This window comes from Dyella sp. 333MFSha, assembly GCF_900102405.1.
Classification (GTDB): Bacteria; Pseudomonadota; Gammaproteobacteria; order Xanthomonadales; family Rhodanobacteraceae; genus Luteibacter; species Luteibacter mycovicinus.
Genome location: NZ_FNBR01000002.1, coordinates 752,244 through 778,532 on the forward strand (window position 1 = coordinate 752,244; position 26,289 = coordinate 778,532).

Below are 26,289 nucleotides of genomic sequence, written 5' to 3' on the forward strand. Positions count from 1 at the left end.
CGAGGCACGGACCCATGGCAGTTCCAGAGAGCGCGATCGATCCCCTCTCCGGCGTCCGCTTCGGTGACGGCCGCAACACCTACGGCGACATCCTCACGCCGGATGCCATCGCCTTCGTGGCGGGGCTGCACCGCCGGTTCGACGGCCGTCGCCTGAGCCTTCTGGCTGAGCGGACGGCACGCCAACAACGCTACGACGCGGGCGAACTCCCCGACTTCCGCATCGATACGGCGGCGATCCGCGATGGCGACTGGGCCGTCGGCCCGATACCAGATGCCCTGATGGACCGCCGGGTCGAGATCACCGGTCCGGTCGAGCGGAAGATGATCATCAACGCCCTGAACTCGGGCGCGAAGGTGTTCATGGCCGACTTCGAGGACTCGAGCGCGCCGACCTGGGCCAACCAGATGGAAGGGCAGCGCAACCTCCGCGATGCGGTGAACGGCAGCATCGAGTTCACGAACGGCGAGGGTAAGGTCTATCGCGTCGGCAAGGATCCCGCGGTGCTGGTGATCCGCCCGCGCGGCTGGCACCTGCCGGAGCGCCATGCCGAGGTTGACGGTGACGTGGTCGCCGGTGCGCTCGTCGACTTCGGGCTCTATGCGTTTCACAACGCCGCCGCGCTGCACGAACGCGATCGCGGCCCGTACTTCTACCTGCCAAAGCTGCAGAGCATGGAAGAAGCCGCATTATGGGAATCGGTGATGACCTATGCGGAGGAGCAGCTCGGCCTGCCCCACGGATCGATGAAGGCCACCGTGCTCATCGAAACCCTCCCCGCCGTGTTCCAGATGGACGAGATCCTGCACGCGCTGCGTGCCCGCATCGTCGGGCTGAACTGCGGCCGTTGGGACTACATCTTTTCTTACCTGAAGACATTCCGCGCCCATGCCGACCGGCTGCTCCCGGAGCGTGGCCAGGTCACCATGACCGTGCCCTTTCTCAAGGCGTATTCCGAACTGCTGATCCGAACGTGTCATCGCCGCGGCGCCTTCGCGATGGGCGGCATGGCGGCGCAGATTCCGATCCGCGGCGACGACGCCGCGAACAACGCCGCGATGGCCAAGGTCCGCGCCGACAAGCTGCGCGAAGTGACCGCGGGACACGATGGCACCTGGGTCGCCCATCCGGCGCTCGTCCCCGTCGCGATGGCGATCTTCGACGAACACATGCCGACGTCGAACCAGTTGCAAGTGACACGCGACGACGTGACCGTTTCGCGTGACGCGCTCATCGCGCCCGCCATCGGTACGGTCACCCGCTCCGGCTTCGACAATAACGTCGAGGTTTGCCTTCGCTATACGGCGGCGTGGCTCGAAGGCCTCGGCTGCGTACCGATTCACAACCTCATGGAAGACGCCGCCACCGCGGAGATCGCCCGCGCGCAGCTCTGGCAATGGCTGCATCACGGACCGATCGAGTTCAGCGACCACGCACACATCGACTTCGGCCTCTTCGACCAGGCACTCGCGGCCCATGCGCACCGCCTTCGCGCCAGCGACCTGCCCGGCGCATCGCGCGCCGATGATGCGGCCCGCCTGATTTCCGCACTGACTCACGCCGACGAACTACGCGACTTCCTCACCCTTCCCGCTTACGAACACCTGTCCTGACCGACCTCTCGAAGGAGCCTTACGATGAAGACGCATAACGCCGAGCACATCACGCTGGACTGGACCAACAACGAACGCTGGAAGGGCGTCGAACGCCCCTACGCCGCCGAGGACGTGATCAGGCTGCGTGGCACGGTCCAGATCGAGCACACACTCGCCCGCCGCGGCGCCGATCGCCTGTGGCGCGCCCTTCATGACACGCCTTACGTCAACGCCCTCGGCGCACTCACCGGCAACCAGGCGATGCAGCAGGTCAAGGCCGGACTGCAGGCCATCTACCTCTCCGGCTGGCAGGTCGCCGCCGATGCGAACACGGCCGGGGCGATGTATCCCGATCAGTCGCTCTATCCGGTCGACTCGGTGCCTAACGTCGTCCGCAAGATCAACAAGACGCTGCTGCGCGCGGACCAGATTCATCACGCCGAGGGCAAGGACGGTCTCGACTGGCTGGTGCCGATCGTCGCCGATGCCGAAGCGGGCTTCGGCGGCGTGCTCAACGCGTACGAACTGATGACGCACATGATCGAAGCGGGCGCCGCCGGCGTGCATTTCGAAGACCAGCTAGCCAGTGCGAAGAAGTGCGGCCACATGGGTGGCAAGGTGCTGGTGCCGACGCAGGAAGCCGTGCAGAAGCTGGTCGCGGCGCGCCTGGCCGCCGACGTCGCCGGTGTGCCGACGCTGATCGTCGCGCGCACGGATGCGATGGGTGCCGCGCTGGTCACCTCCGATGTGGACGACTACGACAAGCCTTTCCTCACCGGCAAACGCACCGTGGAAGGTTTTTACGAAGCGACGCAAGGCATCGATCAGGCGATCAGTCGCGGGCTGGCCTATGCACCTTATGCCGACCTGCTCTGGTGCGAGACCTCGACGCCCGATATGGAAGAAGCGCGCCGGTTCGCCGAGGCCATCCATGCGAAGTATCCGGGCAAGAAGCTGGCGTACAACTGCTCGCCCAGCTTCAACTGGAAGAAGAACCTCGATGAAAGGACGATCGCGACGTTCCAGAAGCAGCTTGGCGAACTCGGCTACGCCTTCCAGTTCATCACCCTGGCCGGCTTCCATGCGCTGAACTACTCCATGTTCCAGCTGGCGCGTGGGTACAAGGATCGACAGATGGCGGCCTACGTCGAACTGCAGGAAGCGGAGTTCGCGGCGGAGAAGGATGGCTATACGGCGGCGAAGCATCAGCGCGAGGTCGGCACCGGCTACTTCGACACGGTGAACCAGGTGATCTCAGGCTCGTTCAGTTCGCTCTCCGCGCTGAGCGGCTCGACGGAAGAACAGCAGTTTCATCCGGCCTCAGCGGCGTAACGCATTCGACGCGAATCGTTTGCGCTCGGGCACGGCGGCGAAAGTATGTTCGCCGCCGTGCTCATGGTCATCGATGGACCCTGCGAACGCCGCCCCGTGTCGCGGCAGCGATCAGCGCTCGGGTGGCACCAGGGCGATCACTGTCCAGCCGGGCTTCGGCTCCAGCACCTTCTTGCCCGAAGCGATGCGAAGGTCGCCCTTCTCCTCCACCCCGAACAACGGCACCGTGCGCGAACCGTACTCTTCGATGAAATGCGGCCAGTCGAATGTCTCGGTCAGTCGCGTGGACTTGATTCGCCATCCCTCGTGCAGCAGTTCCGCGAAGCGCGCGTGAGTCATGTCCTCGGCGAACAACGCGGTGGCGACGAGACTCCCCGCAAGCGAGGCGCGACCGTGGCTTTCCTCGGGCGACAGGTTGCGCAGGCGGAATACCTTGTCGCGACCGAACTCCTCGCGATAGTGCACGCTGGCCAGCGAGTTCAGTTCGCGATGTGTCGATACGGCGAGCAGGTGGCCGATGCCCGCGAGATCGAGATTGCGATCCGCCGCCTGCGACGAAGGATTGCCGAAGAACGTCGACAGTCCCGCCATACGCGCCGTGCGAATACCGTTCCAGTCGTCGTCGGCGACGACGACACGCAGCCCCTCATTGGCGGCCAGGGCGCGCGCGATCTCCAGCGCGACGATGTCGGATCCGTAGATCAGCACGCCACGCGGTTCGGGGTCGGCAACCTTCAGCCAGCGCGCCAGCGGACGCGCCGTCGCGCTCTGGAAGACCACCGTGCCGATGATCATCAGGAAGACGAGCGGCACCATCTTGTCGGCACCGGCCATGCCCGCCTTTTCCAGACGAATGGCGAACAACGCCGACACGGATGCGGCGACGATGCCTCGCGGCGCGACCCAGGCGATCAATGCACGCTCACGCCACGACAGCCCGCCGCCAACGCTCGCCACCAGGACCGACAGCGGACGAATGACGAGCTGCGCGACGAAGAAGATCAGCACGCCACCCAGCAGCGCGCCATCGGGAAGCGGCCAGTCCAGACGCGCCGCCAGCAGGATGAAGAGCATCGAGACCAGCAAGGTGGTCAGGTGCTCCTTGAAGTCCATGATGTCGTCGATGTGTACGTCACGCATGTTGCCCAGCGCGATTCCCATGAGGGTCACCGCCAGCAGGCCCGACTCGTGTGCCACCGTGTTGGACAGCGTGAACGTAGCGAGCACCGCGGCCAGCGTGCCGAAGTTCTGCAGGTACTCGGGGATCCAGTGGCGACGCAGCAGGTTGCCGTGAATGAATGCGGCGACGCCACCGACGATCGCGCCACACGCGATCGTGCCGAGGAAGATCTGGATCGAGTGACCTTCGCGGTGCGAGACGATAGCTTCATAGACCAGCACCGCAAACAGGGCGCCGATCGGATCGATGATGATCCCCTCCCAGCGCAGGATGTTGGCGATACGGGCATTGGGCCGAACCGTGCGCAGCATGGGCGCGATCACGGTCGGGCCGGTCACGCAGGTCAGTGCGCCGAACAGCAGCGCCAGTTCCCAGCTGAGACCACCGATCCAGTGGGCCGCACCCGCCAGCATCAGCAGCGCGATGATCGCGCCGTAGCTGACGAGGCCACGGACCGCGTGCCCGATACCCTTCAGCTCGCTGAAGCGCAGGGTCAGGCTGCCTTCGAAAAGGATGACCGCCACCGCAAGCGATACCACCGGGAACAACAGGTCGCCCAGGACCTTGTCCGGGTGAAGCAGCCCGGTCACCGGGCCCGCCAGAATGCCTGCCAGCAGCAGGAAGAGGATGGCCGGAAGGCGCACCCGCCAAGCCACCCACTGGCAGAGGAAGCCTATGCCAAGCATCAGTGTCAGCAGGATGCCGAGTTCGAGTCCCATGATTTTCCCTGTTCCAAAAAAGAAAACGGCCAGCGCCAGAGGCGGGCCGTCAAGAAGAGCATAGGGAATCGTTGGTGAAGATAAAGGCCGGGCCCCGGTGCTGGAGCGGGGGGAGGGAGGGGTATCCAGCACCGGAGCGGGGCAGACAGTCCATTAGAGAACCGCCTGGTACAGAATCATGCTCCTGGCCGGGGGATTCGTCAACTGGTCAGTACATGAAATAAGTCTTAACTGGCTGGCCGGCGCGCTTCCACCTTAAGGCGACTGAGAGCAAACAGAAGAGCGCGGAGTATCTCGCTGTGCTAACTACCGATTTGCTTGATGACGCTACTCCATGCTGCCGTTACAAGGCGCACCAGTAACGATCCGTAGTTCAGCCATACAACAGCCACCGTGGTTAACGCTCCCACCATATAGACCACAACACCGATGAAGCTGAGCACACAATTCTGCCGAAGCACACGGCCGTCCAGTCCACTGAACAATGAGACCAAGCCAGCGCTTACGTCATCGGGAAGTTTCGACAACGAAGCCTTTCTAACGGCCATCTCACTACTTATCGCTTGAACGGAATTTCGCTGGTTTGAAACAAGTAGCGTCATAAATGTGCAGAACACCCACATACCCAAAAGGACTGTCAGATTCTTCAGATCGGCACCCGATGACAATGTCGTGCCTGCAAGAAGTACTGCCGCGGGGATGGCAAGAAGTTGGTTCTGAATCTCGGCGACTGTCTTATTCAACCGCAACATGTCGTCGACATTCTGTCGCTCGACATCGTCACGAGTTTTCTTGTAAGAAAACTCACGGGCATACATCGCATAGGATCGTCGAACCTCTCGCTCAATGCCCTCGAAGTTGTCCAGGATGTCAGCTAAGGTAACTTTCCGCTTCGGCTTAAAATGCTCAACAATCGAAGCACGAACAATGCTCTTCTTCTGGTCAACGTGCGTCGCCGACCTGAAGTATTCTGCGGCGAACTGTGGGAATGAAGAGAGTTCGCGAAGATTGCGGGCCTCGTAAGCCGGAGACACGGTCAGGGTTGCATCCCGACTTTCGACAAAAACGACTTCCGAGCCCGTCTTTATGTCAGCTAAATCACTCAAAGCATCCCACAATCCCACCGCCAATTTATACGCAGAAACCGCGCACGGCTCCTCAGCTGGCGGCACTGCTTCGTCGAACGAAAAATGCGGATCAATGATCGTGAATCGCGAAGGGACAGACCTTCGATTTGCAGCAACCCTCACCAACTCGTCAATCGTTCTGTAGACGCCCACGGCTCCAGCGTTGAATTCAATTAGCCTGCCTGCGGGGGAGCCGTTCCTCAAAAGACGCTGATGCTCATCCACATTTTCGATATGGCCGACGATTGCCGCGTAGTCATAACTATCCGGCAACCGTCCTTCCCAGACCCCAGGTGGTCCGACAGTACGCACCCCCTCTAGGCACGTATAGAGCCACCAAGCAAGATCGTGCAGATTGTTAGGGAGCTGGGTGCTCATTGTTCAAGATCTCTTGCTTGAGGACGTCCGTCGGCCCCTTGATGATGACCGCATTCAGTCCAGGATCGTAAGACACGGTCCCATCCTGAACGTCCTGAACATCAAAACTGAGCCGGACGGACCCGATCGTTCCCGCAATACGCTGCAATCGCCTATATGTGCGCTTGTCGGGCCGAAAAGCATCATCCATCGAGAACGCTTGCTGCTCTCCGTCACCCTTAACAAAATCAAGAAATTCGTCACCGTCGTTGGGATGCACGTGCGCAGCTGCCGTCTGCAGCGTCACTTCCTCAGGGCTACTCTTGAAGTAATCGAACAGGCGCTGTCGCATCGCAATACGTTCGCCCTTTTTTCCTTCGTCATCAAGGTCGCTTCGCTGCTCCACATAAGCATCCGCCGCCTGCATCAACTGCAACGTATGATGCGCCGAACTGGTGAAACTTGTGCAGGACAGTGCCGAACGAAAATAGTCAGTTACTTGCGACTTGGCGCGTCGTCCCTTGATGAACGTCAAGTAGGGCTCAACCCCAGCCACAAGGCGAGTTACGTTAACGCGGGCGGCCTCGTTGAGCCGGTCAAGATCAATATTGAGCGTTGGCTCGAGATCGAGCGTTTTTTCGTCAATTCCCGCGCCCGGCCGAAGCTTCAGCATCGCGATCAGGAAGAAATCAGAGCCCTGAAATTCATAGCGGACGAAGAGCGCGTAGCCTCCGCTTGCAAAGCTCACCCCTTGCATTGCCGCTGCTATCAAGTTGACGGCATCTTCAGTCATCTTCTTGAAGGTCAGTTTCTTATTAAGATAATCATCGAATCTCTGAGGGAATATATGAACCGCCGAGTTGGTCCCAAACGTCCCTTGGCTGTCAGCAGATTTTGCGTACAAACCAATTAGATCAGTCACCACTGTGGTCAGCGTTTGATCGATTGGAAGAACCTTGGTTCGCAACTGAACTACGACAGAGTTCTGACCGGTCGTGTTGACCTGTTTAATCAAGTGATGGATCGTAGCCTCAAGAATCTTCATGAACACCTATTCCCTTTAATGAAGGCCTCCTAGCCAGCGGGCCGGCGACCGCGCTAATTCAGCTTCAGAACCGCCGGTAATGGAAAGCCTCCGCCAGATGCACCTGCTCCACACACCCCGCCCCGCCTTCCAGATCGGCGATCGTCCGCGCAACACGAAGAATCCGGTGATACGCCCGCGCCGAGGCACCCAGCTTATCCAGCGTCACCTGCAACCACTCGCGCTCCGCCGACGGCAGCGCGCAGTCGCGTTCGAGGTTGACGACGCTCAGCTCCGCGTTCGCCTGGCCAGCGCGCAGCAGCGCTTTCTCCCGGGCCTTGACCACCCTCGCGCGCACGGTCGCGCTGTCGTCGTCCATGGGCCCACGCATGGCCGAGAACTCGGCGATGGAAACGCGTGGCACTTCGACGCAGATGTCGATGCGATCGAGCAGCGGGCCTGAGATACGCCCGCGATAACGCTGTACCTGGTCGGGCGTGCAGCGGCATTCATGCAGCGGATCGCCGTTGTAACCACAGGGGCACGGATTCATCGCCGCAACGAGCTGGAACTCGGCCGGGAACGTCGATTGCCGCGCGGCGCGTGAGATCACGATCTGCCCGGATTCGAGCGGCTCGCGAAGCACCTCGAGCACGTGCCGGCTGAACTCGGGCAACTCGTCGAGGAAGAGCACGCCGTTGTGCGCCAGCGAGATCTCGCCAGGACGCGGATTGGCCCCGCCGCCGACCAGGGCGACGCCTGAGGCCGTGTGGTGGGGAGCGCGGAAGGGACGACGGCGCCAGCAGCCCGGCTCGATCTCTTCGCCGGACAGCGAACGAATGGCGCAGCTCTCGAGCGCTTCCGATTCGGTCATCGGCGGGAGGATCCCCGGGAGACGCTCGGCCAGCATGGTCTTGCCAGTGCCGGGTGGGCCGATGAGCAAAAGATGGTGACCACCCGCAGCGGCGATTTCCATGGCGCGGCGCGCCTGATACTGGCCGCGCACGTCACGCATGTCGGGGCCGCAGGTCGGCAGGTCGTAGAAGTCGGCCGTGGCGGGACTGGTCAGATCGCCGTTGCCGCGCAGCCAGGCGCAGACCTCGGCGAGGCTGTCCGCCAGCAGGATGTCGCCCTCCCCGATCAACGCGGCTTCCGCGGCGTTGGCCCGGGGTACGACGATGCGGCGACCGCTACGGCGAGCGCGGATCAGGGCGGGAAGGATGCCGGGTACGGCACGGAGCTCGCCCGACAGGGCAAGCTCGCCGAGGAACTCGCAATCATCGAGCCGCTCGCGGGGCACCTGGGAGCCCGCGGCGAGGATGCCCAGCGCGATGGCCAGATCGAACCGGCCACCGTCTTTCGGGAGCTCGGCGGGTGCCAGATTCACGGTGACCCGACGGGCCGGGTATTCGAAGGCGGTGTTCTGGATGGCGACACGAACACGATCCCGCGCCTCGCGCACCGCCGCTTCAGGCAGACCGACGATGGAGGTGGAAGGCAGGCCGCCGGAGAGATGCACCTCGACGATGACCTGTGGCGCGGCAACGCCTTCCTGCGCGCGCGAAAGGGTGACGGCGAGGCTCATGACGGGGAGTATCGTAACCGGTTACGCATCCACAAGGGATGCGAACGTCGGTGATCCTGAAGGGATCCGGCTCGCATACGCACTCCTTGCGCCTGTTCGGAGAAAAATAACCGCCCCCGACCGCTCTCGGGGTGAGGGTGACGGATCGGGGGCGGTCCCGGGCTGTGCGGCCTTCCCTATTGGCCGCGCTGCGCAGCGCTGACTTCCAGGTCGGCAATGCGCTTTTCCAGAGCGTCGAGCTTTTCTCGCGTACGAGCCAATACCTGGCTCTGCACATCGAATTCTTCGCGGGTTACGAGATCGAGGCGGCGTAGTCCCTGCGCCAGAATGTCTTTGAAGTTGGCGTGCATATCCTCACGCGCTTGCGCCAACCCTGGCGGAACCAACGATGCCAACCGCTGTGCGAGTTGATCGATACCCTGCACATCCATCTTGCGCACCTCGATGTCGTGGAATGAAGTTTAGGTGATTCGTTTGTAGGCGCTATAGGCGGATGCCTACACGTCGTGTAGGGTTTCCCCTACAAAATGCTCCCGGAGGACGCCGACCGACCGCGGATGGCACAATGACCGTCCGCGCGCCGACAGCCGGACGCGCCCCGAGGAGTGTTACATGAAGCTGGTCGTCGCCATCATCAAGCCGTTCAAGCTGGACGACGTCCGCGAAGCCCTCGCCGATGTGGGCGTCCAGGGCGTCACGGTCACCGAGGTGAAAGGCTTCGGCCGGCAGAAGGGCCACACCGAACTGTATCGCGGGGCGGAGTACGTGGTCGACTTCCTGCCCAAGATCAAGCTCGAGGTCGCCATCACCGATGATCAGGTCGAGCGCGTGGTCGAGGCCATCCAGCAGGCGGCCCGCACGGGCAAGATCGGCGACGGCAAGATCTTCGTCAGTCAGCTCGACCAGGTCGTGCGTATCCGTACCGGCGAGCTGGATAACGACGCCCTCTGAGGGCGTCTCCGGCGATCAGACCGCCTGCGCCAGCCGCTTGAAGCGGCGGTGGTGCACCAGGATCCCCGCGTAGTAGGCCGCGTAGTAGCCGATCGTCAGACCGACCACCAGCATGGTGAGCGGGCTGTTACCGGGCGGCGGCGCATGGGCGACAGCCGGGCCCTCGCCCTGAAACAGGGGGGCCAGCACCAGGAAGCGCCAGGCCATGCGGCCCAGCAGCAGCGCGGTGAGCGCGGCCCCAAGCCAGGGATTCGGGATATAGAAGTCGCCGCCCTGCGGGCTCGACTCGAAACGGGTGAGGCGCAGGCCGACGAAGGCCAGCGCACCGCCGAGCACGAGGCCGCCGAGGGCGCCCTCCGCAAGCCGGATGTCCTGCAGACCCGAGGTCATCATCAGGCAGGCGATCGCCGCGAAGATGACGATGCGGGCGGTCATCCGCTTCGTCCGGATCGGCTGCCGGCCGAAACTGCCGCGAACACGGCGGTAGACGGCGAAGGCCATCAGCGGGGCGACGATGAACGGGATGGTGGTCGGAGCCAGCATGGGCGCGGTCTCGGTGGTGGTGACTGTGACGCTACCTTACGGCGACCGTGGCGGGCATTCGAGGGCGGGATGTTAGGTGTTGGGGGTGACGGGTGTCATGCGGTCGGATTCCCGCGCCGGGCCCGTGGGGACCGGCGCGAAGAGCTGTCGCGCGCGGGGCGCGCTCCTACATGAAGCGGCCAGCGTTATTTTGCTTTGCCCTGGTTGGCGACGGCGGCCATCTTGGCCGCGATCTCGGCCTCGTCGCCCAGGTAATAGTGCCCGACCGGCTTGAGGTCGGCGTCGAATTCGTAGACCAGCGGAATACCGTTGGGGATGTTGAGCTCCGCGATGGCGTCGTCGGAGATGTCGTCGAAGTACTTCACCAGTGCGCGCATCGAGTTGCCATGGGCCGCCATCAGCACGCTTTTGCCGCTCCTGATCGCGGGGGCCAGCACCTCGTGCCAGTAAGGCAGCACGCGGGCGACGGTGTCCTTCAGGCACTCGGTCAGCGGGACGTCGGCGATGCCGTCGTAGCGGCCGTCGTCCGCGAACGACATCTCGCCCGGCTTCAGGGCCGGCGGCGGCGTGTCGTAGCTGCGGCGCCAGATCTTGACCTGGTCTTCGCCGTACTTGCTGGCGGTCTCCGACTTGTTGAGGCCGGTCAGGGCGCCGTAGTGGCGCTCGTTGAGGCGCCAGTCGGTGACCACCGGGATCCACATCAGGCCCATCTCGTCCTGCACGTGCCACAGGGTGCGCACGGCACGCCTGAGGTAGGAGGTGTGGGCCAGGTCGAAGGTGAAACCGGCGTCCTTGAGCAGGCGACCGGCCTCACGGGCCTCGGCCACGCCCTGCTCGGTGAGGTCGACATCGGCCCAGCCGCTGAAGCGGTTCTCGAGGTTCCAGGCCGACTGGCCGTGGCGGATCATGACAAGCTTGTACATGGCATCCAACGTCAGGAGGAAAAATCCGATGGTGGAACCTCGCCCGCGAGGCGTCAACTTACGCGGCGACGGCAGGCAGCCGTGCCGGAAGTCACGCTAAACCTTGCGCGGGGCGCGCGCATCTCAGGTGTCCTAGTCCACTCGCGGAGTGCCGCAGCATGCGTCGTAGCCTGATTTCCCTCCTCATCGCCCTGTCCCTCGCCGGCGCCGCCGTCGCGGCCGACGACATCAGCAAGGTCAACGGCACCGCGTCGGTCGACGCTGGCCAGAACGCGGGCGACGTCCATACGGTGAACGGCTCGGTCCGCATCGGTTCGCGCGCCACGGTACAGAAGGCCAGTACCGTCAACGGTTCGGTCGAGCTCGGCGAAGGAGCCACCGCCACCGCCGTGAAGTCGGTCAACGGCGCGGTGTCCCTGCATGAGCAGTCGCGCGTGAGCGATGACGTGCAGACGGTCAACGGGCGGGTTCAGCTCGAGCGCGGTGCCGACGTCAAAGGCCACCTGTCCAACGTCAATGGTGAGATCTCGCTCGACGGCGCGCACGTGGGCGGCGGCATCGAGACCGTCAACGCGGACATGGATATCGGTGGCGGCTCGAAGGTCGAGGGCGGCATCCTGGTGAAGAAGCCCAACATGGGCTGGCACACCAACAACGACCGCAATCCGAAGATCGTGATCGGACCGCACGCCGTGGTTCAGGGCACCCTGAGGTTCGAACGTGCGGTCGATCTCTACGTGAGCGACTCCGCGACGGTCGGCAAGATCGAAGGCGCCACGCCGCACACGTTCTCGGGCAGCGCCCCGTAACTCAGATCCAGTCGCGCGGCTTCAGGTATTCCTGCAGCCGCGCTTCGGGGCTGTCCGCCTCGGGCGCGTACGCGTATTCGAAGCGAACACGTGGCGGCAGGCTCATCAGGATCGATTCCGTGCGCCCGCCCGACTGCAGACCGAACAAGGTGCCGCGGTCGTAGACCAGGTTGAACTCGACGTAACGACCGCGACGATAGAGCTGGAATTCGCGCTCGCGCTCGCCATACGGCGTGTCGCGACGGCGCTCCACAATGGGCAGGTAGCCGTCGAGAAAACCCTGACCGACGTCGCGCGTGAAACTCATGCACCGCTCGAAGCCGCCCTCGTTGAGGTCGTCGTAGAAAAGACCGCCGACACCGCGCGTTTCGCCGCGATGCTTGAGGTAGAAATACTCGTCGCACCACTGCTTGTATCGCGAGTACACGTCATCGCCATACGGCGCGCAGAGGTCCCTGGCGACCCGATGCCAGTGACGCACGTCCTCGTCGACCGGATAGAACGGCGTGAGATCGAAGCCGCCGCCGAACCACCACACGGGCTCCGCGCCTTCTTTCGAGGCCTCGAAGTAACGCACGTTGGCATGCGTCGTCGGGATGTGCGGGTTACGCGGATGCAGAACCAGCGAGACGCCGGTGGCGATGAAGCTGCCGCCGACGAGGTCGGGCCGGTGCGCCGTGGCGCTCGGCGGCAATGGCGAACCGGCGACCCGCGAAAAATTCACGCCCGCCTGTTCGAAGATGGCGCCGTCGCGCAGGACGCGCGTGCGTCCGCCGCCGCCCGCAGGGCGCGTCCAGGCATCCTCCTCGAACGTCGCCTTGCCGTCGATCCCCTCGATGGCGGCGCAGATGCGGTCCTGTAGCCCGCGCAGGAACGACTCGGCAAGATCGGCTTGTTCGGACATGACGGCGCAGGATCCTTGGGCGGGAAATGTCGCGAAGCTTAGCAAGTCGGGCCGGGAGGCCCGCTGCGGCACGCCGCCGCGTAACGATGACGGGTCAGGGATGACGGGTCAGGAAATACGTGCGGCCATGCGGCGGTTGCCCGTGAGCGAGGCCCAGCGCATGCCGATGTCGATCCACATCAGATAGCCCGCTTCCATGAGCATCCGCACGACATAACGACCGCTGAGCGCGAGCCGGGGTTCGGCGGCGATGGGCGAGGCGTCGAAACCCAGCCGGCGGGCGAGGTACAGGCAACGCGCCAGGTGGTAGCGACTGCTGACGAGCCAGACGGCGGGCAGCCGGCCTTCGTCCGATGGACGCAACAGTTCGCGGGCGTGCCGCAGGTTTTCGAGGGAATCGATCGACAGCTGCTCGAGCGTCATCGGCACATCGACAGGCCAGCCCGCGGCGACGAGCCAGCGACGTCCCGCCTCCGCTTCGCTGACCGAGCCGCCACTCGTGCCGCCAAGCAACAACACGCGATCGGCGGCGCCAGCGAGCACGTTTTCGCGCCCGCGCGCCAGACGCTCGGTGAAGTCGGCCTCCGGCAGATCGTCGACCAGGCGACGCCCGAAGATCAGCAGCGCCCGACGATGCCCTCCGGCGATCGGGCTGCGTCGGGCGAGGCCCCATACGTTGATCACGTGCGCGACGTAGACCAGGCCCAGGGTGCCGACGAAGACCACGACGGTGACGAACGCCGCGATCAGGATGTCGCGGTCACTGAGGTAACGCCAGACGCCGCGACGCAGGGGTTTGAGAAGACCGGCCATAGACAGCGGAGTCTGGCGACTTGGCTGGCGAGGCGCAACGATGAGGTCCTGCGAATGAATGGCCATGTCATGGGTGCCGTCATTCACGCGACGCTGCGGCTCAAAAAGGATAGGCTCGCCGCATGCCTCATCCCATGCCTCCTCTCGCCATCCGCGCGTACACGGCGACCTCCGCGCTCGGTCGCGGTCTCGACGCTCACGCCACCGCCATCGCCACCTCCCGGGGCGGCCTTCAACCCAACGACTTCAGCTCAGCACCCCTGGATTGCTGGATCGGCCGCGTCGCCGGACTCGAAGACGAACCGCTCCCGCCGGCTCTCGCCGAGTGGGAATGCCGGAACAACCGCCTGGCCTGGCTGGCGTTGCGTCAGGACGGTTTTATCGACGCGGTCAGGGACGCACGCGAGCGCTACGGCGCCTCGCGCGTCGCCGTCCTGCTCGGCACGTCGACCGCCAGCATCGGTGCGACCGAAGAAGGCTATCGACGCCTGGAAGGAGGCCGGATGCCGGCGGATCTCCATCGCTCCGTCCTGCACACCCCCCATTCGCTGGCGGGATTCGTCGCCACGGCGTTCGACCTGGAAGGGCCTTGCCTGACCGTCGCCACCGCGTGCTCCTCCAGCGCCAAGGTGTTCGCCAACGCCGAGCGCATGATCCGCCTCGGACTGATCGACGCCGCCGTCGTCGGTGGTACCGACACGCTCTGCGACAGCGTCCTGTTCGGCTTCAACTCGCTCGAGCTCGTGTCACCTGAACCGTGCCGCCCGTTCGACGCGAACCGTGGCGGCATCTCGATTGGCGAGGCGGCCGGCTTCGCGCTCATCGAGCGCGCCGTGGAGGGTGGCGGACTGCCGCTGCTGATCGGCTACGGCGAAGCCAGCGACGCGCATCACATGTCGACACCGCATCCCGAAGGGCTCGGCGCCGAGCTCGCACTGAACGACACGCTGGCGCGGGCGGGCATCGTCGTGGGCGATGTCGATTACATCAACCTGCACGGAACCGCCAGCCAGAAGAACGACGAGGTCGAGGCGGCACTGGTGGCACGGCGTTTCCCGGCGAGCACACGCGCCAGCTCGACCAAGGGCTTCACCGGTCATACGCTGGGCGCCGCGGGCATTCTCGAGGCCACGCTCACGCTGTTGTCGATGCGCGACGGCGTCGTGCCCGCCAATCTGGGTGCGACGACACCGGATCCGCTGTGCGGGCCGCAGATGGCGTGGACATCCGAGCGCGGCGATCTTCGCATCGCCCTGAGCAACTCGTTCGGCTTTGGCGGAAACAACGCCTGTCTCGCCTTTGCCCGGGCGGAGGTTGCCGCATGAGCGCCGCGCTGACCGTATGGATCAAGGGTATCGGCACGTGGGCACCCGGCGCCGACGACTGGCAGGCGTTCCGCGAGATCGCCAACGGTGCCGCCGCGCCGGGTGCGACCACGCGGCCCGTGGCCGACGTCCTGCCGCCGAACGAACGGCGACGCGCGCCGGAAAGCGTGCTGCTGGCCGCCGCCGCCGCGGGTCAGGCCGTGCGGATGAGCGGTCTCGACGCGGCCACCCTGCCCTGCGTCTTCGCTTCCGCGCACGGCGACCAGGTGATCACCGACTACATGTGCACCACGCTGGCGACGGCACCCACAGAACTGTCGCCCACCAAATTCCACAACTCCGTGCATAACGCCCCTGCCGGCTACTGGACCATCGCCACGCATTGCCATGCGAGCTCGAGCGCGGTGTCCGGCGGCGAGACGAGCTTTGGCGCCGGACTGCTCGAGGCCGCCACCCTCGCGGTGGCCGACGAGCGCGACGTCCTGCTGGCCAGTTACGACATCGCGGGCACCGGCCCGCTCGGCGAGATGACCAGCACCACCGGCCCGTTCGCCTGCGCGCTGGTCTTGTCGCCGCGTCCGGAGGGCGCCCTGGCGCGCCTCGATCTGACGCCGTCGGCCGGCAATACGGGCGCTGTCGCGCTGGGTGACGCCTGGATGGACGACATCGCGGCCAGCAGCCCCTCGGCCCAGGCGATACCGCTGTTGCGTGCACTGGCCCTCGCACGCCCCACCGCCTTGCGCGTGGCCGCCGCCACCGGCCTGGACCTTCACGTGGATATCGAGGCCGCACCATGAACGCCACCGGTGATCGCTGCTGCATCCTGATTCCATGCCTCAACGAGGAACGTGCCATCGGTCGCGTGGTTGCCGAAGCCATGGAGCTGGGCTTGCCGGTCATCGTCGTCGACGACGGCTCGGACGACCGCACGCCCGGGATCGTGGGTGAGCTGCCCGTCACCCTGATCCGCCACGCGACACGACGCGGCAAGGGTGAGGCCCTGCGCAGCGGCTTTCGCGAGGCGCTGCGTCAGGGTTTCGACAACGTCATCACGATGGACGGTGACGGCCAGCACCTGGCGTCCGACATCCCGGCGATCCTCGAAGCTCACCGCCGCTATCCCGGCAGCATCGTCATCGGTGCGCGGCTGCTCGAGCGTGAACAGCAGCCGCCCGGACGCCGCCGTGCGAACGCGGTGGCCGATTGGGGCATCTCCTGGGCCTGCGGTCGCCCGGTGGCGGATACGCAAAGCGGCCAGCGCCTGTACCCGCGTGCCGCGCTCGACCTTGTCGACCTTCCCGCCGAGAACTTCGTCTTCGAAGCCGCGCTGCTGATCACGGCGTGCCGCGAGCGCGGCATCGGCGTGGTCTCGGTGCCGATCGCCTCGCGCTACGAGGGCGAGTTCCGCCTCAGCCACTTCCAGCCGGTGCGCGACGTCACCCGGATCACGGTGTATACGGTAGGCCGCATCTTCCATTACGGTCACGTAATGGCATGCTACCGGTCCTCCCGCGCGACACCGACGATTGTCGCGACGGCACCTGGGACACGCGACACGCACTGAAAACGCTACGCGCACGCACCGCGCAAGGGGTCGATACGATGGATCGCAAGTTATATGACGCAGTCATCCTTGGCGGTGGCCTGGCGGGACTGTCCCTGGCGCTGCAGCTTAAAGGCGCCTACCCCGACATGGACATCGTCGTGCTGGAGCGGCAGGTAAGACCGCTGCCGGTGGCGGCGCACAAGGTCGGCGAGTCGACGGTGGAAATCGCCGCCCACTACTTCACGCATACGCTGGGCCTGCGCGAACACTTCGAGACGGAGCACATCCGCAAGTTCGGCTTTCGGTTCTTTTTCTCGGAAGGTCGCGACGACCTCGCCGACGTTCTTGAACTGGGGGTCAGCGCTGTGTTGCCGACGCCGAGCTACCAGATCGATCGCGGTATTCTGGAAACCTTCCTCGGCGAGGAAGCGGTACGCCGCGGCATCGATTTCCGCGAGGGCGCCACCGTCCGTGGCTTTGACATCGGCAAGGGTGACGACAGCCACACGGTTCGCTTCAGCCAGTCCGGCAGTGACCACGAGCTGCAGGCACGCTGGCTGCTCGACGCCTCGGGGCGTGCGGGCATGATACGGCGCAAACTCGATCTCACCCGCGACAACGGCCACCACGCCAATGCGGTGTGGTTCCGTATCGACGATCGCCTGGAGATCGACGGCTGGTGCGATGACGCCGAATGGAAGGACCGCGTGCATCCGCCGGAGCGCTGGCGTTCCACCAATCATCTGGTCGGCCCGGGCTACTGGCTGTGGCTGATTCCCTTGTCGTCGGGGGCGCATTCGGTCGGCATCGTGGCCGACGCCAAGATGCATCCCCTGGATGGCATGCGCGATTTCGAGAAGGCGCTGGCGTGGATCCATGAGCACCAGCCCGTGGTCGCGCGCGAGATCGAAAAGCGCCGCGACAAGTTGCTGGACTTCGCCTTCTTCCGGCATTTCTCCTATGGCTGCTCGCGGATGTTTTCGTCGGACCGCTGGGCACTCACCGGCGAAGCCGGCGCGTTTCTCGATCCGTTCTATTCGCCCGGCAGCGACTTCATCGCCATCTCCAACACGTACATCACCGAGTTGATCGGCGTGGACCGGCGCGGCGAACCGCTGGCGCCACACGCGCGTGCCTACGAGCGGCTGTTCTTCTCGTTCTACGAGAATACGCTGCACATGTACCGCGGCCAGTACAACCTGTTCGGCGATCCCGAAGTACTGTCGATCAAGGTGATCTGGGATTACGCCTATTACTGGGGTGTGCTCTGCCAGATCATGTTCCAGGAGCGACTGGCCGACACGCACTTCATCGGGCGCCTGGCGCCGGAGCTGCTCGCCGCGGCCGACCTCAACAAGGAGATGCAGGTCTTCTTCCAGCGCTGGCACGCCGTGTCCGAGCGCCGTAACCCGAAGATGATGCTGGATCAGCGCGACCTCACCTGGTTCGCCGACATGAATGCCACGTTGCACGATTCGCTCAACGAAAAAGCGCTCGGCGATCGCATCCGCGCCAACGTGCACATGATGCGGCTGCTCGCGGCCCACGTGGTCGAGCGTGCGGCGGCGGATCATCCGTCATTGATCGAAGGTGCGGAGCATCTGGTGGATGTCGAGGGCGCGCGGACGACGCTGTTCGCTCAGGTGGCGTGAGTCGCGCGATCTGAGACGCCGCGGATCGACACTACGGCGGTCGGTCCGGAGGGGCCGGTCAGGCTCCTCATCAGTCACCCTTTCGCGCTGCCCCTCCGGCCCGGCGAATCAACCCGCCGGGTGAATGACCGCGGCTCGACCCGAGGCGATCTCGACGCCGTCATGCGCGATACGAAAACTGTACTGGGCACCGGACGTATCGGCCATCAGGCACTCCGCTTGCACGTCGAGGCGTCCTTCCAGCGTATCGATCCGTTCGACCGCCAGCTTCACCCCTCGCAGGCTCACCAGCATCCCCGGACGGGGCTCGGTGTCCCCGCGCTCCTTCGCCAGTAAAGCGCCATGCACCGCCATCGCCTGCGCGCCGTATTCGGCCAGATGCAGCGCGTGCAGGCCGTGGGCGCCGCGCAGCGGATGCGTCGGCAGTACATGGCGCGTGCTGAACGCATGGAGGGCGGATGCGTCAAAGGCGACCACGCCGTCGAGCAGGCACATATCGCCCGCATGCGGAATCAGGTCGATGAACTCGTGTCTGGACAGCAGGGACACGGTCATCCGCCGTGGGCATCGGAGTGCCCGGAGAGAGCGACGGCGGCGGCTGGCTCCTCTACGGACTCCATCTCCTGCCAGAAGTCGTAGAAGTTGAACCAGTTGAACGGATAGGCGCGGGCGTAGTGCTCGACGCGCTGGGCGTAGCGCGCCACGACCGCATCGAGGACGGCGGCGCGTTCCGTACGAGGCACGTCGATGCCTTCGGAGAAGGCCTCGAAGATCAACCGGTAGCGGTTGCCGCCCAGATAGATACCCATGCAGACCACCACCGGAACCTTGAGCACGGCGGCGAGCTGCCATGGCCCCGTGGGAAACGGCGCAGGCTTGCCGAGGAACGGCACCATGCGCGTCGCTTCACCGCGATGCCCGCGGTCGGCCAACAGCGCGAGCATGCCGCCCTGCTCCGCGGCTTCGGCCATTGCGAGCGCGATGGATGCGCCTCCCAGCGCCGCGTCGATCACCGCGGCGCCGACATCGGGCGCGAGCGCCTCGAGCACGGCGGTCAACGCCGGTGTCTTCTGCTTGTCCAGCACGACGCGCAGCGGCACATCGGGACGGCGTCCGCCAAGCGCGCGCAATGCTTCGAAGCTACCCTGATGGGAGCCGATCAGGAGAACACCGCGTCCCGCATTCAGGTGTCGGTCGAGTTCCGGCAGGCCCTCCACCTCGACCTCGAAGTCGCGCTCGCCACGGGCCAGAAAAAACAGCCGGTCAAGCAGCGTCGCGGCGAACATGTGGATATGGTGAAACACGTCATATGCGGTCACCGGCCGGTCGAGCACGCGCGACAGATAGGTGCGCGAGGCCGCGCGTTCGTCGGCGCGACGCAGAAAGAAATACAGCGCGATGGGATAAAGCAGCAGGCGCGCGACGCCCCGTCCGAGGCGCAGGGCGATCGTGCGGATCAGCCAGATCGCAAAGCGCCCGCCACCTTCCCGTTGTTTCCAGTGACTCATGCCCGGCCCTCGAGCGTGCCGCGGACCAGGGTGTCGGAGCCGCGGCGAACGGTGAAACGCACCCGCGCGGCATCCAGCCCGGTCAGCTCGACCTCGGCATCCTCATCGGGAAGCAGCGGCAGCAGGAACTTCGCGTCGATCACCTGGCCCACGCCGACACCGCGCCACGCGCGCAACGCGTCGGCCGCGGCTTCGAGCAGCAGGACGCCGGCAACGATGGGGCGACCGGGAAAATGTCCGGCGAAACTCGGGTGCGCCGCGTCGAAACGCAGCGGGCGCACGAACGATGCGATGTCGGCTGGATCGGTCATGGGCATCTCAGGCTCACGGTCGGGGCGAAGCAAAGCACGCTCCGGGCGAGTGGTGCCTGAACGACGATCAGGCCGCGGCGCGGTGCTGTTCGATGTGCTCGGACAGCGTGCGGAGGCTGGTGAAGATGGTCCGGTTGTCCGGATTGTCGGACTTCAGCTGGAAGCCATAGCGCTTGGACACCGCCAGGGCGATTTCGAGGGCGTCGATGGAATCCAGGCCCAGGTCGCCGCCGAACAGGGGCGCTTCCGGGTCGATGTCGGCCGGCTGCACCGACTCGAGGTTGAGGCTCGTGACGATCAGTTCGGCGAGTTCGTGCTGTGCTGCGGTTTGCGTTGCCATTGTGTTTCCAGGTCCTGGATTTCCTGCCTCCCCCCGGATGGCAGCGGTCGCGGAGTTTATCACAGGGCCCCCGGGCAAGCCCCTGCGGCCACTCAGCTTCGTGAAGAATCGACCGTTCACGTTTATCGCCGACGGCGTGACGATATGATGCCCCGAACGCGTTCTATGGACTACCTGATGCCCCACGGCAATGAAATGCGCGAGCGCACGGCGCTCACCGCCCCTCCTTCCCCGCTGGTCCGTTATCGCGACGGCTCCGCCGCGCCGGGTCCGCGGACGCTGGCCCTTTTCGGCTTTGGCTCGACACCTCGCGAGATCGACGATCCGCGCTGGCTGCGGGTCGTCCTCGATCCGCTGGGCGACGCGCCGCTGGAAGCGTGGGAAGTGGATGCCCCCGTCGAGGCGGGCCGCGACGGCGACCTGCGCTGGTCGCGCGGCGGCGGCTGGCTCTACGCCGCCGTCGAATGCCACGAGGACGACCATGGCGGGCCCGAAGGCGCGGCCGTGCATGCGTATGGTTTGCTTTCGAGGTTCGTCGAGGCGGCCGAAGAACGGCACGTGCAGCGCATCTGGAATTACCTCGGCGCGATCAACGAGGGCTCGGGCGACGACGAACGCTACAAGCACTTCTGCACGGGGCGTATCCGCGGCATGGGCGACGTGTTCGCGCAGGGATTTCCGGCGGCCTCGGCGATCGGGCATCACGGCGATCCCGGGCTGTTGCAGGTGTATCTGCTCGCGACCGACCGGCCGGGCACCCGCGTGGAAAATCCGCGTCAGGTCAGTGCCTGGCAGTATCCGCGTCAGTACGGGCGCACCCCGCCGAGCTTCGCGCGCGCCACCCTGCTGCCGGCGGGCGATGTGCTGGCGATTTCAGGCACCGCCGCGGTCGTGGGTCATGCCTCCGCGCACGCCGGGGATCTCGAAGCTCAGTTGGCGGAAACGCTGCGGAATCTCGATGCCCTGCTCGAGTCCGGCGGCATGCCCGCCGGACTCGATGGCGGGGCGCCGCTGAAGGTGTACGTACGGCATCCTGAGGATGAAGCCGCGGTGCGGGCCTTCGCGGCAAAGCGCTTCCCCTCCGCCCCCTTGCTGCTGGTGCACGGCGACATCTGCCGGGCGGAGTTGCTGGTGGAGATCGATGGATGGCGCTACCGGGGCTGATAGCCTCACGGCTTCCTGACAGGTCGCACCCAGCCCTCGATCGCCGTCTGCCGTGCACGCGAGATCGTCAGCGTATCGGCCGGTGCGTCCTTGGTGATCACCGAGCCCGCACCGATCGTCGAACCGGCACGCAGGGTCACCGGCGCGACGAGCGAGCTGTTTGATCCCACGAACACCCGGTCTTCGATCGTGGTACGACTCTTGTTTACGCCGTCGTAATTGCAGGTGATCGTGCCGGCACCGATGTTGACCTTGCTGCCGATCACGGTGTCGCCCAGGTAGCTGAGGTGATTGGCCTTCGATCCCTCCGCGATCACGGCGTTCTTCGTCTCGACGAAGTTTCCGATGTGCACGCCGGCCGCCAGGTCGGTCCCCGGGCGCAAGCGGGCGAACGGACCGATCGTGCAAGGCCCGTGGGTGACCACGCCATCCAGGTCGCAATGCGCGAGCACGACGGTGCCGGCAGCCAGCGTCGCGTTGCGCACGCGCGTAAACGGACCGATGCGCACGTCGTCGCCGAGCACGACCTCGCCTTCGAAGATCACATTGACGTCGACCTCGACGTCGCGCCCCGCGCTCACGCTGCCACGCACGTCCAGCCGCGCCGGATCGGCGAGACGGACGCCCGCCAGGGCCAGCTCGCGCGCGGCGCGTTCCCGGTACAGCGTCTCGAGACCGGCCAGCTGCCACGGGTCGTTCGCGCCTGACGCTTCGACCGGATCGCAATCGACGCAGGCGGCGGGCGCTCCTTCGGCCGCGGCCATTTCAAAGACGTCGGTGAGGTAGTACTCGCCTTGCGCGTTGCTGTTGCCCAGCGCACGCGTCCAGGCGAGAAGGCGTGCCGCATCGCCGGCGACGATACCCGTGTTGACGAGGTCGACCGCGCGCTGGGCAGGGTTGGCATCCTTTTCTTCGACGATGTGACGGACCTTGCCGGCCGCATCGAGCACGACGCGCCCGTAACCCTTCGGATCCGCGAGGCGCGTCGCCAGCATGGCGAGACCCTCGCCGGTGCCGACCAGTGCCGCCAGCGTTCCGGCGCGAATGAGAGGAACGTCGCCGTAGAGGATGAGGACCCGTCCCTCGAGCTTGCCATCCGTCTCCAGGGCCTCGAGCGCCGTGCGTACGGCATGCCCGGTACCGAGACGCTCGCGCTGCTCGATCCAGCCCAGCGAGCCATCGGCGGCGAACGCATCGCGCACCTGCTGCCCGTTATGTCCGTAGACGACGTGCACGCCAACGGGGTTCAGCGCACGCGCCGAACCGATGACATGCGACAGCAGAGGCCGCCCCGCCAACGGCATCAGCACCTTGGCGGATGCGGACTTCATCCGCTTGCCTTCGCCCGCGGCGAGGATCAGGACGTGAAGGGGCGTAGCGGTCATGGGCTCTCGTACCTGCCTGTAAGTGAGGGCCGCACTGTCGCGCGTTTGGCCGGCGCTGCCAAGTCGGCTACTCGTCGTCCTTCCGTTTGCTGAGGTTTTCGAGGTTCGGCTTATAGGCCTCGACGAAGGCATTCCGCAGGATGCCGATGATGGCGTCCGACGTGGAAACGCTCTTGTCGTCGATGTTGCCGGATATCGTCACACGCGTCGCGAACTGGTCCTTGGACTGGTTCTTGAACAGCTTGGCCACGCCCTCGGCCGCCGCTTCGTAGACGATCTTCAGCGGACCCTTCTTGTCTTCCTCCACGTCCTGCTTCCAGCTGAAGATCTTCAGTCCGTGGAAGAGTGGCTTGGCATAGCCACTGAGCTTGCGATCCTTGGCCTGAAGCTCCATGACGAAGTCGCCTTCGCCGCCCGCGAAATCGAGGCCGGAATAAGCGCGCGCGAGATCGTTGGCCTTGACCAGCTTGATGTCGTGGACGGTGATCGAATAATGGAAGTCGCCGAGGCGTTCCACCGGATCGATGTCGGCATGGGTTTCGAGCGGCGCGTCGCCAAGCACCTTGGCCGTCGCGTGCATATGGGCTACCCGGTCTCCGCCTTCACGCTGGACGTTGGTGAGGTTGGTCACCGTGCCGTTGACGTCGGTCATCTTCAGGTCGACCTTCGGGCTCGACACGAAGTTGTTGAAGGTGATCGTGCCATTCATGACGTTGATTTCGTCGAACCGGAACGGCGCCAGGGCACGAAGCTGCTCGCGCCAGTCCACGCCCTTACCCGTCTGCTTGTCGCCCTCCGACTTGCCGTCCACGAAGTTGACGACGGGATCGTAGAAATCGATCTTGCCGCGGAAGTGACCCTTCACCAGCGCGCGCCAGGTCAGCGAAATGTCCGCGCGCGTGGTCTTGAACAGTGGAACCGGCACCTTGCCGTCGACCTTGGTCACCGACATCTGGTCGATCGAGTACGACCCGCGCCACAGATGGATGTCGATATCGGCAATCCGCCCGGCATAGGCGCCCATGTGAGCCAGGCGACCGTTGAGGTAGTTGAGCACGACATACGGCAGCGCGACGCGGGCCGCGATGAGCACGACGGCGACGATCCCCAGGATCCAGAAGCTTCGGCGGTAGCGGGTGCGCATGAGACTTTCACCTTGAAACGACAGCCCAGTGTTGCGCCGCGGCAGTCATTTCCGGATGAAGAAGCAAAAAAAACCCCTCCGGAGAGGGGTTTATCGGGCGAGGCTGCGTCGCTCAGTGCTTCAGCGTCTTGCGCATGCGCTCGAGTGCCTGGAGCTGCGCCAGCGCCTCGGCCAGCTTGGCCTGGGCTTCGGCGACGTCCATCTCGGGGCCGCGGTTGGACAACGCGGCCTCGGCTTCTTCCTTCGCCTTCAGGGCGGCCGCCTCGTCGAGGTCGGCCGCGCGGGCGGCTGTGTCGGCGAGGATCGTCACGACCTGCGGCTGCACCTCGAGGATGCCGCCGGAGACATAGAACTGCTGGCGATCGCCGTTGGTGCCGACCACGTCCACGTGGCCCGGCTTCAGGCGGGTAATCAGCGGCGCGTGACGCGGCGCGATACCCAGCTCGCCAAGCTCACCGGTGGCGACCACGAGCGTGGCTTCGCCGGAGTAGATCTCGGCTTCGGCGCTGACGATGTCGACGCGGATGGTGTGGGTCATGGGCTTGTCTTCCGTTGGTCGGGAATGGGAGGAGAAGGTCGCTTACGCGGCCTTCTTCGCACCCATGTCCTCGCCCTTCTTGATGGCTTCGTCGATGCCGCCGACCATGTAGAACGCCTGCTCGGGCAGGTGATCCAGGTCGCCGTCGAGAATCATCTTGAAGCCGCGGATGGTTTCCTTCAGAGCGACGTACTTGCCCGGCGAGCCGGTGAAGACTTCGGCCACGTGGAACGGCTGCGAGAAGAAGCGCTCGATCTTGCGGGCGCGCGACACCGAGGCCTTGTCTTCCGGCGACAGCTCGTCCATGCCGAGGATGGCGATGATGTCCTTCAGCTCCTTGTAGCGCTGCAGGGTGCCCTGCACGCGACGGGCCGTGTCGTAGTGCTCCTGGCCGATAACCGAGGCATCGAGCTGACGGCTGCTGGAAGCGAGCGGATCGACGGCCGGGTAGATACCCAGCGAGGCGATATCGCGGCTCAGCGTGACCGTGGCATCGAGATGCGCGAAGGTCGTGGCCGGCGACGGATCGGTAAGGTCATCCGCGGGAACGTAAACGGCCTGGATCGACGTGATCGAGCCGGTCTTGGTCGAGGTGATGCGCTCCTGCAGGACGCCCATTTCCTCGGCCAGCGTCGGCTGATAACCCACGGCCGACGGCATACGACCGAGCAGCGCGGACACTTCGGTACCGGCCAGCGTGTAGCGGTAGATGTTGTCGACGAACAGCAGGACGTCCTTACCCTTGCCCGACTCGTCCTTCTCGTCACGGAAGTACTCGGCCATCGTCAGGCCGGTCAGCGCGACGCGCAGGCGGTTGCCCGGCGGCTCGTTCATCTGACCGTAGACCATCGCGACCTTGTCGAGGACGTTGGAGTCCTTCATCTCGTGATAGAAGTCGTTACCTTCACGCGTACGCTCACCCACGCCGGCGAACACGGACAGACCCGAGTGCGCCTTGGCGATGTTGTTGATGAGCTCCATCATGTTGACCGTCTTGCCGACGCCGGCGCCGCCGAACAGGCCGACCTTGCCGCCCTTGGCGAACGGGCACATGAGGTCGATGACCTTGATGCCGGTTTCCAGCAGTTCGTTCGCCGCGGCCTGCTCGTCATACGACGGGGCTTCGCGGTGGATGACCCACTGCTCTTTCTCGCCGATCGGGCCGGCTTCGTCGATGGGGTTGCCCAGCACGTCCATGATGCGACCGAGCGTGGCGGTACCGACCGGCACCTTGATGCCTTCGCCGGTGTTGCGGGCGAGCAGGTTGCGGCGCAGGCCGTCGGTGGAACCGAGCGCGATGGTGCGCACGATGCCGTCACCGAGCTGCTGCTGCACTTCGAGGGTGATCTCGGTGCCGTCGATCTTCAGTGCGTCGTAAACCTGCGGCACCTGGTCGCGCGGGAATTCGACGTCGACGACCGCGCCGATGATCTGAACAACTTTGCCCTGGCTCATGGAATGCTCCGGATGAATCTTCGTAAGGTTCTGTTCGGGCGCCGCTCACTGCGTCGCCA

The 26,289-nt window shown here is 65.0% G+C and carries 26 protein-coding genes; 9 read left to right on the forward strand and 17 right to left on the reverse strand.

What is annotated here, in order from left to right; genetic code table 11:
- The first annotated feature begins 14 nt into the window (after positions 1-14).
- Both aceB and aceA read left to right on the forward strand, forming a co-directional pair.
- Positions 15-1,613, forward strand: a complete 1,599-nt coding sequence (gene aceB / locus BLT40_RS10670) for a malate synthase A (RefSeq protein WP_090352947.1) — start codon at positions 15-17, stop codon at positions 1,611-1,613.
- 24 nt (positions 1,614-1,637) lie between these two features.
- On the forward strand, positions 1,638-2,927 hold the full coding sequence (gene aceA, locus BLT40_RS10675) for an isocitrate lyase (protein ID WP_090352950.1): 1,290 nt from the start codon (positions 1,638-1,640) through the stop codon (positions 2,925-2,927).
- A gap of 111 nt (positions 2,928-3,038) precedes the next feature.
- Here aceA and BLT40_RS10680 read toward each other — a convergent pair whose 3' ends face one another.
- From BLT40_RS10680 to BLT40_RS10700, 5 genes are all read right to left on the reverse strand, one after another.
- Positions 3,039-4,826, reverse strand: a complete 1,788-nt coding sequence (locus BLT40_RS10680; protein WP_043696368.1) for a cation:proton antiporter — start codon at positions 4,824-4,826, stop codon at positions 3,039-3,041.
- Between the two features lie 302 nt (positions 4,827-5,128).
- Entirely contained in the window at positions 5,129-6,331 is a 1,203-nt protein-coding gene (locus BLT40_RS10685; protein ID WP_090352952.1) for a hypothetical protein, read from the reverse strand.
- Positions 6,312-7,355 (reverse strand): nucleoid-associated protein, encoded by a 1,044-nt coding sequence (locus BLT40_RS10690; protein WP_090352954.1) that lies wholly within the window; start codon positions 7,353-7,355, stop codon positions 6,312-6,314. Before BLT40_RS10690 ends, BLT40_RS10685 begins: the two co-directional genes overlap by 20 nt.
- A gap of 64 nt (positions 7,356-7,419) precedes the next feature.
- Positions 7,420-8,919, reverse strand: coding sequence for a YifB family Mg chelatase-like AAA ATPase (locus BLT40_RS10695; RefSeq protein WP_090352956.1), 1,500 nt, complete (start codon positions 8,917-8,919; stop codon positions 7,420-7,422).
- Between the two features lie 176 nt (positions 8,920-9,095).
- Positions 9,096-9,350 carry a ubiquinone biosynthesis accessory factor UbiK gene (locus tag BLT40_RS10700; protein WP_079522345.1) on the reverse strand — a complete coding sequence of 85 codons (255 nt, stop codon included), beginning with the start codon at positions 9,348-9,350 and terminating at the stop codon, positions 9,096-9,098.
- A 181-nt stretch (positions 9,351-9,531) separates the two neighbouring features.
- On the opposite strand from BLT40_RS10700, the gene glnK reads away from it, so the two are divergent.
- Positions 9,532-9,870, forward strand: a complete 339-nt coding sequence (glnK, locus tag BLT40_RS10705; protein WP_036109554.1) for a P-II family nitrogen regulator — start codon at positions 9,532-9,534, stop codon at positions 9,868-9,870.
- A gap of 15 nt (positions 9,871-9,885) precedes the next feature.
- Here glnK and BLT40_RS10710 read toward each other — a convergent pair whose 3' ends face one another.
- Complete coding sequence (locus BLT40_RS10710; protein WP_043696372.1) at positions 9,886-10,413, reverse strand: CcdC protein domain-containing protein; 528 nt, start codon at positions 10,411-10,413, stop codon at positions 9,886-9,888.
- 185 nt (positions 10,414-10,598) lie between these two features.
- Entirely contained in the window at positions 10,599-11,336 is a 738-nt protein-coding gene (gpmA, locus tag BLT40_RS10715) for a 2,3-diphosphoglycerate-dependent phosphoglycerate mutase (protein WP_090352958.1), read from the reverse strand.
- 158 nt (positions 11,337-11,494) lie between these two features.
- Between gpmA and BLT40_RS10720 the strand changes: the two genes are divergently transcribed.
- Positions 11,495-12,145, forward strand: coding sequence for a DUF4097 family beta strand repeat-containing protein (locus BLT40_RS10720; RefSeq protein ID WP_036109544.1), 651 nt, complete (start codon positions 11,495-11,497; stop codon positions 12,143-12,145).
- A gap of 1 nt (position 12,146) precedes the next feature.
- On the opposite strand, the gene hemF is transcribed toward BLT40_RS10720, so the two are convergent.
- The gene (gene hemF, locus BLT40_RS10725) at positions 12,147-13,049 is read right to left on the reverse strand and encodes an oxygen-dependent coproporphyrinogen oxidase (protein ID WP_090352961.1); all 903 of its coding nucleotides are present in this window, start codon (positions 13,047-13,049) and stop codon (positions 12,147-12,149) included.
- A gap of 108 nt (positions 13,050-13,157) precedes the next feature.
- A complete protein-coding gene (locus BLT40_RS10730; RefSeq protein ID WP_255363992.1) occupies positions 13,158-13,949 on the reverse strand; it encodes a YdcF family protein in 792 nt (263 codons plus the stop codon).
- 35 nt (positions 13,950-13,984) lie between these two features.
- Between BLT40_RS10730 and BLT40_RS10735 the strand changes: the two genes are divergently transcribed.
- The 4 genes from BLT40_RS10735 to BLT40_RS10750 are packed head-to-tail and all read left to right on the forward strand — an operon-like array spanning position 13,985 to position 18,385.
- A complete protein-coding gene (locus tag BLT40_RS10735) occupies positions 13,985-15,187 on the forward strand; it encodes a beta-ketoacyl-[acyl-carrier-protein] synthase family protein (protein WP_176167852.1) in 1,203 nt (400 codons plus the stop codon).
- On the forward strand, positions 15,184-15,984 hold the full coding sequence (locus tag BLT40_RS10740) for a beta-ketoacyl synthase chain length factor (protein WP_079522351.1): 801 nt from the start codon (positions 15,184-15,186) through the stop codon (positions 15,982-15,984). Before BLT40_RS10735 ends, BLT40_RS10740 begins: the two co-directional genes overlap by 4 nt.
- Positions 15,981-16,751, forward strand: a complete 771-nt coding sequence (locus tag BLT40_RS10745; RefSeq protein ID WP_036109535.1) for a glycosyltransferase family 2 protein — start codon at positions 15,981-15,983, stop codon at positions 16,749-16,751. Before BLT40_RS10740 ends, BLT40_RS10745 begins: the two co-directional genes overlap by 4 nt.
- A gap of 38 nt (positions 16,752-16,789) precedes the next feature.
- Complete coding sequence (locus tag BLT40_RS10750) at positions 16,790-18,385, forward strand: NAD(P)/FAD-dependent oxidoreductase (protein ID WP_090352963.1); 1,596 nt, start codon at positions 16,790-16,792, stop codon at positions 18,383-18,385.
- Between the two features lie 108 nt (positions 18,386-18,493).
- Here BLT40_RS10750 and BLT40_RS10755 read toward each other — a convergent pair whose 3' ends face one another.
- From BLT40_RS10755 to BLT40_RS10770, 4 genes are all read right to left on the reverse strand, one after another.
- On the reverse strand, positions 18,494-18,928 hold the full coding sequence (locus BLT40_RS10755; RefSeq protein WP_090353883.1) for a hotdog family protein: 435 nt from the start codon (positions 18,926-18,928) through the stop codon (positions 18,494-18,496).
- A gap of 8 nt (positions 18,929-18,936) precedes the next feature.
- Entirely contained in the window at positions 18,937-19,893 is a 957-nt protein-coding gene (locus BLT40_RS10760; protein ID WP_036109532.1) for an LpxL/LpxP family acyltransferase, read from the reverse strand.
- On the reverse strand, positions 19,890-20,204 hold the full coding sequence (locus BLT40_RS10765) for an ApeI family dehydratase (protein ID WP_052191425.1): 315 nt from the start codon (positions 20,202-20,204) through the stop codon (positions 19,890-19,892). The genes BLT40_RS10760 and BLT40_RS10765 overlap by 4 nt, the downstream gene beginning before the upstream one ends.
- 67 nt (positions 20,205-20,271) lie before the next feature.
- Positions 20,272-20,544, reverse strand: coding sequence for a phosphopantetheine-binding protein (locus BLT40_RS10770; protein WP_036109531.1), 273 nt, complete (start codon positions 20,542-20,544; stop codon positions 20,272-20,274).
- 177 nt (positions 20,545-20,721) lie between these two features.
- On the opposite strand from BLT40_RS10770, the gene BLT40_RS10775 reads away from it, so the two are divergent.
- Positions 20,722-21,708 carry a chorismate transformation FkbO/Hyg5 family protein gene (locus BLT40_RS10775; protein WP_255363993.1) on the forward strand — a complete coding sequence of 329 codons (987 nt, stop codon included), beginning with the start codon at positions 20,722-20,724 and terminating at the stop codon, positions 21,706-21,708.
- A gap of 5 nt (positions 21,709-21,713) precedes the next feature.
- On the opposite strand, the gene glmU is transcribed toward BLT40_RS10775, so the two are convergent.
- The 4 genes from glmU to atpD form a co-directional block, all read right to left on the reverse strand.
- The gene (gene glmU / locus BLT40_RS10780) at positions 21,714-23,093 is read right to left on the reverse strand and encodes a bifunctional UDP-N-acetylglucosamine diphosphorylase/glucosamine-1-phosphate N-acetyltransferase GlmU (protein ID WP_090352965.1); all 1,380 of its coding nucleotides are present in this window, start codon (positions 23,091-23,093) and stop codon (positions 21,714-21,716) included.
- Positions 23,094-23,160: 67 nt separating this feature from the next.
- On the reverse strand, positions 23,161-24,237 hold the full coding sequence (locus BLT40_RS10785; protein ID WP_079522356.1) for an AsmA family protein: 1,077 nt from the start codon (positions 24,235-24,237) through the stop codon (positions 23,161-23,163).
- A 112-nt stretch (positions 24,238-24,349) separates the two neighbouring features.
- On the reverse strand, positions 24,350-24,775 hold the full coding sequence (locus BLT40_RS10790; RefSeq protein ID WP_036109528.1) for a F0F1 ATP synthase subunit epsilon: 426 nt from the start codon (positions 24,773-24,775) through the stop codon (positions 24,350-24,352).
- Between the two features lie 42 nt (positions 24,776-24,817).
- The gene (atpD, locus tag BLT40_RS10795) at positions 24,818-26,230 is read right to left on the reverse strand and encodes a F0F1 ATP synthase subunit beta (RefSeq protein ID WP_079522357.1); all 1,413 of its coding nucleotides are present in this window, start codon (positions 26,228-26,230) and stop codon (positions 24,818-24,820) included.
- Positions 26,231-26,289 lie beyond the last annotated feature (59 nt).